Raw genomic sequence first — 13,974 nt, 5'->3', positions numbered from 1 at the left:
CGACCAATGAAATTTGTCTTTGAAGCCGAGCTGCCGCATCAGGTCGCGGCGATCGATGCGGTCGTTGATTTGTTCGCGGGGCAGGAAGAGCGTCAATCGCTCTTCACCATCGCCCCGCGTCAAATTTCAGGTGAGCTGGAGTATAACGAGAAACTGCTGGGCTATGCCAACCGCTCGGACCTGCTGGAGGAAGCGGTGCTGGACAACCTGCATATCGTGCAGAACCGCCACGCGCTTTCAGCCTCTCCGGAGCTGAACGTCGCGGCGAAGGGCAAGAAGGATGCTGGCGGCGATTACGGTATGGACTTTACTATCGAGATGGAGACGGGCACCGGCAAGACCTATGTGTACCTGCGCACCATCTTCGAGCTAAACCGGCGGTACGGCTTCACGAAGTTTGTCATCGTCGTCCCCTCGGTCGCGATACGCGAGGGCGTGAAGAAGACCATTGAGCAGACCCGCGAGCACTTCCGCCAAATTTATGACGGCGTACCGTTCGAGAGCTTCGTATACGACAGTTCTGATTTATCGCGGATCATCGATTTCGCCTCATCCTCGTCGATCCGGGTGATGATCGCCACCGTTCAGTCGCTCGGCAGCAGGGCCGCTGTGTTTCAGCAGGCGCGCGAACAGACCCGCGACATCCCCGGCGTGGATTGGGTAAAGAGCACTCGGCCGATTATCATCGTCGACGAGCCGCAATCGGTCGATGCCAATCCTACCGGTGCTGGTCGCACAATCATGCGCGCCATGCAGCCCTTGGCAACGATCCGCTACTCGGCGACGCATGTGGCCAAGTTCCACCCGGTGTATCGCTTGGACGCCTTCGACGCACACGATCGCGGGCTGGTAAAATCGATTGAGGTCGACGGAGCGCAAATCCAGGACGCCGACAACAGCCCGTATGTGAAGCTACTAGAGATCGAGGCCAAGAAGGGTCAACTGCCGCGAGCTCGGATCGAGATCGCCAAGCAAATGAAGGGCGGTGTGTCGCGCCAGTCGGTGTGGGTTTATGACGGTAGTGAGCTGGCCGAGGGTCAGGTGTCCGGCGGACGGACGGTCTATAATGGCTATCGGATCGGCATCATCGAGAAGATGCGCGGCGCTGGCTCTATGCAGCTGGTCGTACCTGGCGACGGCGTGAAGACGCTGGAGGCGGGGGATACTTGGGGCGAGGTCGATGCCGGATCACTCTCCCGTGCAATGGTGCGGCAGACGATCGAGCATCATTTCCGCAAGGAGCTGCGCAACCGGCCACTAGGCATCAAAACGCTCAGCCTCTTTTTCATCGACGCCGTCGCCGATTACCGTCGGTACGATGAGGCCGGCCACGCACAGCGAGGCCCGCTCGCGGTGATTTTCGAAGAGGAATACGCAAAGCTGGCGGCGCAGGCTCGCTTCCAATCGCTCTTTTCCGAGGTGCCGGCCGACGCGGCCCGCTCGCACGACGGGTACTTCTCACAGGACAGAAGAGGGCGGTTCACCGAGCCGACACTGAACGCGGCTGGCGAATTCTCGAACCAGAGGAGCCGCGACGAAGCCGAGCGCACCTTCGACCTCATCATGAAAGACAAAGAGCGCCTGCTCGACGAGGCCGAGCCGCTACGGTTCCTGTTCTCGCACTCGGCGCTGCGCGAGGGGTGGGACAACCCCAATGTCTTCCAGATCTGCTCGCTACGCGAAATGGCAAGCGAGACACGGCGGCGCCAGTCGATCGGCCGCGGCTTGCGCTTATGCGTTGATCAAAGCGGCCAGCGTCGACGCGACGAAGGGCTGAACGTCCTTACCGTCATCGCGCAGGAGGGCTACAAGGCCTTCGCCGAAGGCTTGCAGACCGAGATGGAGCAGGCGCTCGACATCAAGCTGGGGATCGTCACCGCCGACCTGTTCGCTGGCTTGACCTACGCCCTGCCGGACGGGGGCACGGCCGTCGTTTCAGTGAAGGATAGCCGTGACATTTTCGAAGGTCTCGCCAAAGCGGGGCTGATTGACGAAAAAGGCAAGGCGAAACCCGAGCTGCGGTCCGCGCTCGCCCAGAACACGGTTCCGCTGCCCGCCAATCTAGCAGCACCAGCAGTCAAGCTGGTCCGTGACATGCTTCACCGTCTGGCGCGGAAGGTGCCGGTCAGCGATGCGCGAGCGAAGGGTCAAGTGAAGCTGAACCTCGCGGTTTTGGAGGGGCACGACTTTAAGGCGCTATGGGATCGCATCAGCCGCAAAACTACCTACCGGCTCGACTTCGATGACGCAGCGCTGGTCGCGCGGTGCGCGCTGGCGCTACGAGATATGCCGCGTCCAGGCGAGGCCCGTGTCACGTTCGAACTGGCCGAAATGTTGATCGGCCGCGAAGGCGTGACCCCGGAGAAGGTCAGCACCTCGATCCCGCAGCGGCTCACCGCCACTCGCCTTGAGGTGCCGGATCTTTTGGGCGAGCTGCAGAACCGCACCGAACTGCCCCGCAAGGTGTTAGCCGATATCCTTCTCCAGTCCAGACGGCTGTCGGATGCCGCAGTGAACCCCTCTGCCTTCGTCGACGCGGTGACGGCAATTGTTCAGGCGGGCAAACGGCTGATGATGACCGACGGCATCGTTTATAAGCCGCTGGATGAATGGTGGGCGCAGAGCCTGTTCGCCGCTGAAGACGACGTGCCGCTCGACCGGCTCGTCGAGGTCAAGCACGCGCCGCTGGATCACATCCTCACTGACTCAAACATCGAGGCCGAGCTAGCAAAGGCACTGGACATCAGTGGGGCGATCAAGGTGTTCGCTAAACTGCCGCCTGGGTTTAAGATCACCACGCCGCTTGGAACCTACAATCCGGACTGGGCCATCGTTCGCCAGCATGATGATCGCGAGGACGTCTATTTGGTAAGCGAGAGCAAGGGTGACCTGAACACCCTGCGCGAGGCCGAGAAAGCACAGATTGCCTGCGGCAAAGCTCACTTCAAGGCGCTGAACGTGCCGTTTGTTACCGCTACAAATCTTTCAGAGATTCTGGTTCAAGCGTAAATACATAGGCTGCTCAAAACTGAGAGCCCAGACCATACCCAGGAGAGGACTGCATGAGCACTATGGCGTCGCCTAATACCGGTGGGTACAATATCGACGGGCTAGACGATATTCGATCGGTCGCACGCGAGGCGCTGGATGCCTTTGGGGCAATCTCGACTGCCGCGCGCAGTGATCTGGGGCAACGCGGCGTCCATCTTGGTAGCCTCGCCATGGTCAACGAAGCGACTGCCGAAACCATTGCGCGCGATATGCGCGAGCGCAACGATCAGCGGATCGGCGATAGTCAGCGGCTGCAGCGCGAGCCCGCCATTGCCCGGCTCGTTATCGCCGACGAAGACGACGTGCGCGAAACGCTATATATCAGCGCAAGCGGCACGGTCGCTCAACAGACGGTCCGCTTGTGCAGTTATATGAGCCCCAAAGGACAGTTGGCGCCGCTCAGCATCGGCGATTACCGGAAGATCGCTCTACCCGGCGGTGCACGCGCGTTTGAGGTAATCGAGAAGACTACCTTCAGACCCATCGATTTAGCGAGCGAATGGGATTCGCAGCCAGCGGTGCATTTTCGCGAAAATTTGCCCCCGCTAACCGTTAGATCGCTCCGCGACTTGCTGCGTGAAGATGGTTGGGATGAGGCAGGGATCGACACTGTCGAAGCTTGGCTTAACGATGGAGAAGCAATCGACGATGACAACGTGTCCGAGGGTATCAAACGCGACACGCTGACCGCGATGCAGTTGCGAATTGCCCCAATCCTTGACACCTTTCAGGACCGGATTTTTCGTCTGCCGCTCGACAGCGAAATTGCGGTACTGGGTCCGCCGGGCACCGGCAAGACAACCACGTTGGTGCGGCGTTTGCGCCAGAAGGTGGATTTCGCCTATCTGGATCCTGAAACCGAGCGCCCATTAGTCGAGGATCCCGACGCGGCAGGGCTATCGCATGCCGATAGCTGGATCATGTTCACACCAACGGAACTGCTGCGCCTGTATGTGAAGGAGGCGTTCGGCAAGGAAGGCGTACCGGTACATGACGACCGCATCCGGACATGGGATGATCACCGTCGCGAGATTGGACGGCGCAACCTGGGCATACTGCGCACAGGCACCGGGGGTGGCCTACAATTGCGCGCTGATGACGGCTTGCTGCTGGAAGCGACGCTAACCGAACAGATTGCCTGGTTCGAGGCGTTTGACGCACATCAGCAGGCGGGTTTTGTCACCACACTGACGACGGAGGCCGAGCGGCTCCAGCGGGCGAACGACCCTCGCATTGTTGCGCTCGGGCGACAAATTGGCGAGGCAATCGTGCGCAGCGGTGACAGGCCACTCCAATTGCTTGGCGAACTTGCCGCCTTGTGGACGCGCCTGCGCGAGGTCGCCGGGACCCAGCGCGACGAAACCCGCGTTGCGCTGCGCGCTCCTTTGCTCACCTTTGGCCGCGACCGCCCAGGTTTTCTCAACTCGCTGACCGAGTTTGTTGGGATACTTAACAACGACTCTTCCGAGGAAGACGAGGATGACGCCGACAGCGACGGTGATCAGGATGGCGACGATGCCGATCGTAGTCAGCCGCTCCGCGGGCGCCGGCTGGTCGAGGACGCTTTCATCCGTGCAATGCGTAGCCGTGCCATCGCGCAAGCCAGCGCTCGAAGCCCCGCCGCGGGTAGTCGTGCAGGACGGTTACTCGCCTGGCTTGTAGCGCAGGGCCTGCGCCTGCCCGATTTAAAACGCACGGGTGAGGCCTTGCTAGTTCAGCGCGCGGCTCTCAGGCTCGCGCGTGCACCAAACGACTATCTAGGTCGCATACCGCGCCGCTATCGGCAGTTCCGCAGCGCGATGCGCGAACAGGCGCGATGGTATGCCGACACGAAGTCACGGCCGCAGGAGGTGCATCCGGCCGAGGTCGATCTAATAATCCTTGCAATGTTACGCACTGCCCGCGCGATCGAATCTGACCGGTTGCTCAATCAGAGGCTTGCCGATCGTATGCCGCCCATGCTGAACGAGATCGCGCGGTTACGTCGCGATCAGGTGCTCGTCGACGAGGCGACGGATTTCTCACCGATCCAGCTCGCGTGCATGCGCGCGCTGGCTAATCCACGGACCGCTTCCTTTTTTCTGTCGGGTGATTTCAACCAGCGCCTGACCCGGTGGGGCAGCCAGTCGGATGACGCGCTGTTATGGGTAAGCCCCGCTCTGCAAATCGAGCGGATTTCGGTCACCTACCGGCAGAGCCGAAAGTTGGCGGCCTTTGCCCGCGCTCTCGGCAGACTGCACGGTTTTGCACTCGACGATCAGCCACCTGCCGATATCGACAATGCCGGTGTGGATCCGGTGATCGGCTTGTCACTCACCACAATCGAGGATCAGGCTGACTGGCTTGCGGCGCGGATCGGTGAGATCAACCGCTTCACTGAGGGTGACATGCCTACCATCGCGGTACTGGCATGCGACGCCGATATGCTCGATCCGCTCGCGGAAACGCTGAGCAAACGGCTGGAGAACCTCAACATCCGCGCAGTCGCCTGTCCAAAAGGGCTGGTAAAGGGGCAGGCCGGCGACGTCCGCATCTTCGAGGTTGAACACATTAAAGGGCTGGAGTTCGAAGCGGTCTTTTTCATGGGCCTCGACGATCTGTACGTTCGCGAAAACGAGATGTTCGACCGCTATGTTTATGTCGGCGCGACCCGTGCGGCGACCTTTCTGGGGCTAACAACTAGCGAAGCATCACTGCCTGGTCGGCTGGCAGACCTAGACGCGTTGACTACGCTCGACCATTGGTGAGTGCGCTCGGGGAGCTCGAACCAGTCACAAGATATATGATCGCCGAGGGGCTTTAATGAGATGATCCAAAAAGCGGGGGCGGAAGTCAGGGAGCTATTCGCCGGCCACGATTGCGAGGTTCACACACCGCTATCAAAGATCCGTATCAACACGATCAACGTCGCACCCGGCGCGAACGGAATCAGCCATGCAAACATGACCTTCAACCTCTGCACCTCGGCCGCCTTCCAAAGTCGAAAAAGCGGCCAAGCCTCGGCGGCAATGACGTGGCGTGGTTACCGCGTCCTTCCAACCTGCCCCGACCGCGTGTTTCTCTTTAACTCGACAGACCAATTGTCGTTGGTCGAGGCCGCGGCATGACAAACACCGATGCTCTCGAAGCCCAGCGCGAAGCGACAGCAACGATCCGCGGGTACATGTATCAGTTCGATGCAAGTATTCTTGCAGTACTTAGCGCGACTAAATCTCAGACAGTCACTGTAGAAGGCGTAGAGGACTTCGACGTTCTCGAGGGGGAGAACCATACCTACGGTCAGGTCAAATATTACGAGGCGCAGAAGCTTACAGATTCCACCTTGCGCGACGCCATCGTACCGATGGTAACAGGTTTCCTTCGTTATTCTGCGACTGTCCGACTAACAAAGAAATACGTTCTCTACGGACATTTCAAAGACTCGACCAACGTGGCAACGCAATACGGGCTTGCCGATATGAAGCGTGTGCTCGTACGGTCACAATACGCCATAGATCCTGAGACAAAAGTTCGATTCAAGACAACGACAAACCTGCAAGATTCGATGAACGCTTCAGACCAAGATCTGACCGACTTCTGCGATCGGTTCACTGTCGTCCTCAGCGAACCGTTCGACACGCACCGATCCCAGGTCATTGAGGCGCTCCGGATCGCGCTCGATTTGGCTGACGATGAGGCGAGGTATTACAGCTATCCGTCGGCGTTCTCGTTAATGGCATCGCTCTCGAGTGCATCGACGAAAGCCGCGCGTACAACGACGCGCAACGATTTCCTTAATCAGATCAAGCCCAACGTCGCCGTCTATTCGGCTTGGGCGCTCCGCAGGGAAAGTGAAATTGGCTACTGCAAAATGATCCGAGAAGCGCATTTCGCTGGTCTTAACGTCGAAAGTCATGATCGCTTTTTCATTATTGACCTGCCCGATACTGAAACTCTGGATATGTTGACGAGCTTGGTGCGCCACATCATCGGTGCGTGGAGCAGCCACACGTCTAGATCAAGGCCCGCGAAGGAGCGCTACGCACCATTCTTCTTCTTTCCTGGCATCGGCCCCGAAGATCTTATTCAGTTGAAGACGCGACTTATGGATGAGAGGTATCGGATCACGGACGGTTATGCCTTTTACGGTGCGGCCTTTACCACTGAGCATCTCCTTCTAGCCCAGACGACGCTCGAGCCGATTGCGGCCCGCATCGTCGCTGACGGTACGCAGCTACTCGCCGCTCTCGACGCATCCGTGCGGCGCCGGCTTGTTATCCAGCTGCACGCCGGGAAACCGTTCTCTATCGATCCGAAGTTCCGGCAGATCTCAGTGCCGGTGCTAAGCGCGGCCATGGCCAGCAAAATAGTTTAGGGAGAGCAAATGTGACGGACGACAACGATATCAATGCCGAGGTTGTCTCAGTATTTCCCAACAAAGTTCGCATTGCTGTTAATGATCTATTTTCGTTTGAGATCGCTGGACAGTCTCTACGCGTCGGGTCATTCTTGAAAATATCCGACAACGACAATGTGTCGTTGATTTGCATCATCGAGAGTTTCTCGATCGAGATGCGAGCGAAGGGTGACGATCACCAACGCGTCTACATGATCGATGCCTATCCACTCGGTACGCTCAAGGGGAACACCTTTCGGCGCGGCGGCGATGAACTTGCTATTCCACCCAAAAAGGTTGTGCCAGCTACGCGCGCTGAAATTGCTGCCATTTACGCCAACGCCTTTCTGCAAGAGCAGAGGCTCTGCTTCTCATCGCTCACGCGACAACGCGATGTGAAGGTTCCCGTTTACGGTGACCGCTTTTTCAATAAGCATATTGCGGTGGTTGGCGCGTCTGGTTCGGGTAAGTCTTCAAGCGTGGCACGAATTTTGCAGGAAGCAACTGCAGCTAAGTCTGACGGATACACGGGACTTAATAATTCGCACATTGTGATTTTTGATATCCACGGCGAATACGCATCCGCGTTTCCAAGTGCCAAACTTCTGTCTGCCGACGACATCGTTCTCCCATATTGGTTGCTCAACGACGGTGAAATGAGCGACATGTTTCTCGAGTCTGGTGACAGCAACAATTATAATCAAGAAGCGTTGCTTCGGTCAATCATTACGCACTGTAAGGAAATGGCGAACCCCGGGGTCGCGAAGGTCAATTTTGACAGCCCTCTAAAGTACGACATGACGCATCTACAGACATGCTTTATGAACCTTTCTCGGGAGACAAAGGATGCGAACGATCCGCTTACAATCAAAACGAAAGATGGCAACTCCGTAACATATGCAGATGACCGGGCACGGCTGACGGCCTATTCTAATAATGTAATTGACTTTGCTCTAAAGGTTCAGGGAAAGATCAATAACGGTCCCTACGCTGACGGCACGATCGATAAGTTTGTCCGGAGAATATCCGCAAAAGTTAATAACGCCCGCCTCGGTTTCATGTTTGGTTCAACGGCGCTTGAAGCGACACTTGAAGACGTCATTCGTCAGATCACTGGCTATGAGAAGACCTCCAGCGCCAACGTTACAATTATTGATCTAAGCGGTATTCCGTTCGAGGTGCTCAGCATCACTGTATCCTTGGTGACCCGACTTCTGTTTGATTTTTCCTATCATGCGCGCCGCCAGACCGGTAAATGCGAAACGCCTTTCCTACTCGTTTACGAGGAGGCTCATAAATATGCGCCGCGGAGCGATCTCGCACGCTTCAAAGCATCGCTCAGTTCGATCGAGCGGATTGCAAAGGAAGGCCGCAAATACGGGGTCAGCCTGATGATCTCGAGCCAACGCCCATCGGAAATCTCGGAAACGATTTTCTCTCAATGCAGCAATTTCTTGGCGATGCGGCTGACCAACCCGGATGACCAAGCCTATGTAAAACGTCTGCTGCCGGATACACTCGGCAATCTGACGGCCGGTTTGCCGGCACTTGAGCAAGGCGAGGCGCTGCTCATTGGCGATGCAGTCGCTATGCCATGCGTCGTGTACGTCAATGAATGTTCGCCGCGGCCGTCCTCGAACGACATCCGCTATTACGAGATTTGGAAAAACCCGTGGCATGCGGCTGGCGTTTCCGACGACTTCGATCACTGGCTAAAGTAACCCGCTACACGAGCGTCGCAACATGGGCTGCTGCTGCGTTGGTCCTTGGGTTTGAGTCTGGCCGACAGTCATTTCGCTCTGACTTGCGAGGTGGTAGAGGCCAAACATGTCTGGCAACCTTACCTTCGTCCATGCGGCGGACATACACCTAGACAGCCCGCTGCATGGCCTGTCCCGCAGCGATGAGGCCTTCTCGCGCCTGGTGCGCGGCGCGACCCGCAAGGCGTTCTCCAACGTCGTGGATCTCGCAATTGAGGAAGGCGCTGCCTTCGTCGTGATCGCGGGCGATCTCTACGACGGCGCGTGGAAGGACCAATCGACCGGCCAGTTCGCTATCGCCCAGTTGGCGCGGCTCACGCGCGCCGGCATCCGCTCGGTAATAGTTTTCGGCAATCACGACGCCGAGAGCCGGGTCACCCGCCACCTGACGGCTCCCGAAGGAGTCTACAAGCTTAAGAGTGCGAAGTGCGAGAGCGTGCGGTTCGACGACCTTGGCGTCGTTGTTCACGGCCGCAGCTACAAGGAAGCGGCCACTACCGAAAACATTGCGTCGACCTACTGCCCGCCGGTTGCGGGCATGTTTAACGTCGCGCTACTCCACACGGCCTTGGACGGGCACGAGGGGCATGCCAATTACGCACCCTGCAGCCTCGGTGAGCTGCAGGCAGCAGGACACGACTACTGGGCGCTGGGCCATGTGCATGATCATGCCGTTCGATCCGATCACCCCCATGTCGTCTTTGCCGGCAATACCCAAGGGCGACACGTTCGAGAAACTGGCGCCAAGGGCGCTGTAGTGGTCCGTGTCGAAGAAGGTGCAATCGTCCATGTCGAGCACCGCGCGACGGACGAGGTGCGCTGGGCGCATGCTCGGGTAGATGCGATCGGCGCCGCAGACCCGATGGAAGCGCTAGCCGCGATCCAGGCGCAGCTACGTCCCGCCGTCCTTGGCGCCGATGGTCGTCCGCTGGCCGCGCGCGTCTCGATCACCGTCGATGGTACTCTCGCGCAGCGCTTGCGTGCTGATCTGGCTTGGTTCGAGGCCGAGGTTCGTGGCCATGCAGCCGGTGTCTCAGACGCCCTGTGGATCGAGCGCGTGAAGATCATCGCAAACGACGCCGCAATGCCTATCGGCCTGCCGCCCGAGTTGATGGACCTACTAGCGCAGGCGCTTGATGATCCTGACTGCGCGCGTGCAATCGAGAGCGCCATCGCCCCGCTGACCGCAAAGCTGCCGACAGACATTGGGGATCCCGACACGGCACCATTGCTCGCGTTTGCACGCGAACGGAATGGCGCCGCACTGGTCCGCGCTGCCCGGGCGCTTGTCGAAGCACGGCTCGGCGAGAGCGCGCATTGATGCGCTTTCGCCGGCTGGAACTCGTACGATACGGTGGCTTTGCCGATCGCGTGTTTGATTTTGGAAGTGCCGGGCCTGGCCTGCATCTCATCATCGGGCCCAATGAGGCGGGCAAGTCGACGGCGTTGCAGGCTATCAGCGACTTCCTGTTCGGCATCCCCGCGCAGAGCCGGCAAAACTGGCGCTATGAATATGCTCAGCTCCGCTTGCGGGCATTAATTGAGCATGACGGCGAGTTGCTCGACATCACCCGGCGCAAGGGCAACCGGGACACCCTACTTACAGCGGACGGCACGCCCTTCAAAACTGATCCACTGGCACCGTTGCTCGGGGGAATCGACCGTGCAGGGTTCGAACGGATGTTCGGGCTCGATCATGCCAAGCTGCGCGAAGGCGGAGCCAGTATCATAGGCGGCCGGGACGACGCCGCTCGCATCACGCTCGAAGCGGGCACCGGCGTCTCCCATATCGGTAGCGAGCTCGCCAAGCTGACTGAGGTAGCCTCGTCGCTATTCAAGGCCGGCGGACAGAACCCTCCGGTAAACCGTCTTATGCGGGAGCGATCAGAGGCGCTGGCGCAGGTGCGGCAAACATCGATCAGCGACGCTGATTGGACTCAGGCGCGTCAGCGCCGAGGAGATGCCGAGGCACGCCGTACTGCGCTGATTGAAGAGGCAGAAGCGCTAGACCGCGAACAGGCTCGTCTTGACAGGGTGGGCAGGGCGCGTGCGCCTTTGGGTCGGCTGACTACGGCAAGAAGCGAGTTGGCCGAGCTGGAAGGCTTGCCGTTACTACCAACGGATGCGGCCGCGCAACTCGCAACGTTGCGCGCTGATCGCATCGCAGCCGGTGAATTAATGGCCCAGGGTAAGGGGGACCGGGCACGGATCCACGCATCGATCGCGGGCGTAGAGAAACCTGGCATCATCCTGACCGAGCAGGAACGGGTCGAGGCACTCGAGGAGCGACGTCCGGTCATCGCCAAGGCAGCGACCGATTTCGAGCGACGTCGTGCCGAACTGGAGCGGATTGATGCACGGTTGAGTGCGGCTCTGGCGGAAGCGCAGATCGCTCCGGGAGAGGGGCTGCCCTCGGCCGGGTGGCGCAAGCGCACGTCGGCGCATCTCGATGCCTGCCGCTTGCTAAGTGCGCGCGAGGCATCGTTAGAGAAGGATCGCGCAAAGCTGGTCCGAGACCGGGAACGGATCGAAGGCGAACTAGCCGCGATCGGCGGAACAAGTGATCCTGCCGCCTTGGTAGATGCCTTGCAGCTCCTGCCTGCCGACGCGGCAGCGCGGCTGGCAGACGCCGAACTGGCGGCGAAGCGCAAGCGAACGCTGGCAGCGGAACGCTTGGCCGATCTCGCCCCGTGGCAAGGGCTGACAGCCGCGCTGCACACCCTTGCGGTGCCGACGGAGGCAGAAGCGACCGCAGTCCGTGTGGCCGCAGAGGCGGCAAGGAATGAAGCCGCTGGTGCCCGCAAGGAAGCTGATGCCGCCGAAATCAGCGCGATCCGTGCGGAAGCGAGGTTGAAAGGCCTGATCGCAAGCGGATCCCTTCCGACGCCCGACGTAGTCGCAGCGGCTCGACAGCAACGCGATGCTCTGGTCGGCCAAGTTCGGGAGTACCTTGGTGCGCCTCAAAAGGGCAACAACGAAGCGCTCGGGCAAGCGCTCGACCGATCGATCTCCGATGCCGATCATCTTGCTGATCGGCGCGACGTAGAAGCTTCCCGCATTGCCGAGTATGTTCTGACGACCGTTGCCTTTGATGAAGCAAATGCACTGCTAACGGCTGCCCGGCGTCGGGAGGGGCAATACCGGACGGAGCTAGCCCTGCTCGAAGAGGGCTGGGCATCGCGACTGCAAGCGCTTGGCTTTATGCAAACTGTCGCGCCAGCAGACCTGTCAGCATGGCTCACCAAGCGATCGGCCGTTCTCGAAGCCGCGCGCGACGCAGCCACATCGGAAGCAACGTTCGAAGCGCTGGCAGCCCAATTTGCGACGGCAGGCGCTGCGGTTGCCAAGACACTATCAATGGCAGGAGGGCCGGTGACGACAGCCGATGATCCAGCGCTCGTAACGCTCGCGCGCAGTCATGCCGCGGCGTTGAGCGTCGCGATCACCGGTCGCGGTCGGCTCATGGCGGAGATCACGAAGATTGAGAGCGCCTTGGATGAGCTCGCTCTCGAGAGCGCCGCGGTCCGGCGTGACACCACATCCCACGATCTCGCCCGTGCCGCCTTGATCCGTGAAGCCGCGCTTCCCTCTAACGCCGACGACACCGTTCTTGCCGACGCGCTCGAAGCCCTCGTCCATGTCACGGAGGAAACAGGAGCGCGTGAGACGATCGCGCGACAGGTGGACAGCATCGTACAGGACCTTGCGTCCTTTGACGCAGAGCTGGCGGTAGTGCTCACCGAAATCGGTGCACCGCGGTCCGGCGACGCGACTGAACAGGTGCGGCAACTCGCCATATCGTTGCGCGCGGCGATCCGCGCGCGCGACGCGCTTGCAGTCCTTGAAGCCGACCGCCAGCGCATTGGGCGGGACCTCGACCTCATCGAGGGCCGGCTTGCCTCCATCGGCACGACCGTCGGCGCGCTTATGGAGGCCGCTAATACTGTGGTCGAAGCGGATTTAGATAGTATCATCGCCAAAGTAGCGAGGAGAGACACTCTCAGGCTGGCAGAGCGCGAAGCGCTCGTCGAACTTGCCGGCGCCGATAATGGCACCGGGCTGGAGGCGCTTGCGGCCGAGATTGCCAGCTTGACCGTCGAGGAGGCATCTGGCGCCCGTACCCGGATCGAGGATCGTCGACGCGAGGTTGCCGCGGAACGAGAGATTGTCGGGCGAACGCTGAACGCGGCAGATGAGGAAGCGGGGCGGGCCGCAAGTGACAGTGCGGCTGCCGATGCGCAGCAGATGGCCTCCGATACCACCGCTGCATTGGCCCAGGCAGCCGAGGAGCACATTCAGGCGGCGAGCGCCGCGGCACTGCTGCGATGGATGCTTGATCGGCACCGCACTACCAATCAGGCACCCCTAATTGCGAGGGCGGGGGTGCTATTTGCCGGGGTAACGAGCGGTGCCTTCAAGGGACTAACTGTTGGCTATGGTAATGACGATCGCCCGATCATCTTAGCGCAGCGGTCCGACGGTTGCGAAGTCGGTGTCGAGGCTTTGAGTGAGGGGACACGTGACCAGCTATACTTGGCGCTACGTCTCGGCTCGATTGAGGGGCGGGCGGGCGCTGGATCCTTGCCAATCGTATGCGACGATCTGCTTATCACCGCTGATGATGCACGGGCCGGTGCCCTCCTCCGGGTCCTTGCGGCTGCGGCCGCGCACAGCCAAGTAATTGTTTTCAGTCATCACGCTCACCTCATCGATGTAGCGCGCAACGCTGTCGGTTCTGAGGGTTTTAAGCTTCATGTGATTGAGACAGCCGGATCGATCGCTGCGTAG

General features: G+C 59.7%; 7 protein-coding genes. All 7 read left to right on the top strand.

Features of this window, described 5'->3' with window-relative positions; genetic code table 11:
- The first annotated feature begins 6 nt into the window (after window positions 1-6).
- The 7 genes from IFR23_RS13760 to IFR23_RS13730 all read left to right on the top strand — a co-directional run bounded on the left by IFR23_RS13760 (window position 7) and on the right by IFR23_RS13730 (window position 13,974).
- Window positions 7-3,009: a restriction endonuclease gene (locus tag IFR23_RS13760; protein ID WP_192976409.1), complete on the top strand. Its 3,003-nt coding sequence runs from the start codon at window positions 7-9 to the stop codon at window positions 3,007-3,009.
- A gap of 53 nt (window positions 3,010-3,062) precedes the next feature.
- On the top strand, window positions 3,063-5,798 hold the full coding sequence (locus IFR23_RS20300; RefSeq protein WP_192976408.1) for an ATP-binding domain-containing protein: 2,736 nt from the start codon (window positions 3,063-3,065) through the stop codon (window positions 5,796-5,798).
- A gap of 60 nt (window positions 5,799-5,858) precedes the next feature.
- Complete coding sequence (locus tag IFR23_RS13750) at window positions 5,859-6,158, top strand: hypothetical protein (protein WP_192976407.1); 300 nt, start codon at window positions 5,859-5,861, stop codon at window positions 6,156-6,158.
- Window positions 6,155-7,405, top strand: a complete 1,251-nt coding sequence (locus IFR23_RS13745) for a hypothetical protein (RefSeq protein ID WP_192976406.1) — start codon at window positions 6,155-6,157, stop codon at window positions 7,403-7,405. The genes IFR23_RS13750 and IFR23_RS13745 overlap by 4 nt, the downstream gene beginning before the upstream one ends.
- An 11-nt stretch (window positions 7,406-7,416) precedes the next feature.
- Window positions 7,417-9,147: a helicase HerA domain-containing protein gene (locus tag IFR23_RS13740; protein ID WP_192976405.1), complete on the top strand. Its 1,731-nt coding sequence runs from the start codon at window positions 7,417-7,419 to the stop codon at window positions 9,145-9,147.
- A 106-nt stretch (window positions 9,148-9,253) separates the two neighbouring features.
- Window positions 9,254-10,507, top strand: a complete 1,254-nt coding sequence (locus IFR23_RS13735) for a metallophosphoesterase family protein (RefSeq protein WP_192976404.1) — start codon at window positions 9,254-9,256, stop codon at window positions 10,505-10,507.
- Window positions 10,507-13,974, top strand: a complete 3,468-nt coding sequence (locus IFR23_RS13730) for an ATP-binding protein (protein ID WP_192976403.1) — start codon at window positions 10,507-10,509, stop codon at window positions 13,972-13,974. Before IFR23_RS13735 ends, IFR23_RS13730 begins: the two co-directional genes overlap by 1 nt.

Origin of the sequence: Sphingomonas sp. CFBP 13603 (genome assembly GCF_014892665.1) — a bacterium.
Classification (GTDB): domain Bacteria; phylum Pseudomonadota; class Alphaproteobacteria; order Sphingomonadales; family Sphingomonadaceae; genus Sphingomonas.
The sequence above is the reverse complement of the archived record's forward strand: the minus strand, read 5'-3'. Positions and strand labels throughout refer to the sequence as shown.

Coding starts and splice junctions, on each gene's coding strand:
- IFR23_RS13745 (WP_192976406.1), top strand. CDS start 6,155: ATGACAAACACCGATGCTCTCGAAGCCCAGCGCGAAGCGACAGCAACG.
- IFR23_RS13750 (WP_192976407.1), top strand. CDS start 5,859: ATGATCCAAAAAGCGGGGGCGGAAGTCAGGGAGCTATTCGCCGGCCAC.
- IFR23_RS13735 (WP_192976404.1), top strand. CDS start 9,254: ATGTCTGGCAACCTTACCTTCGTCCATGCGGCGGACATACACCTAGAC.
- IFR23_RS20300 (WP_192976408.1), top strand. CDS start 3,063: ATGAGCACTATGGCGTCGCCTAATACCGGTGGGTACAATATCGACGGG.
- IFR23_RS13760 (WP_192976409.1), top strand. CDS start 7: ATGAAATTTGTCTTTGAAGCCGAGCTGCCGCATCAGGTCGCGGCGATC.
- IFR23_RS13730 (WP_192976403.1), top strand. CDS start 10,507: ATGCGCTTTCGCCGGCTGGAACTCGTACGATACGGTGGCTTTGCCGAT.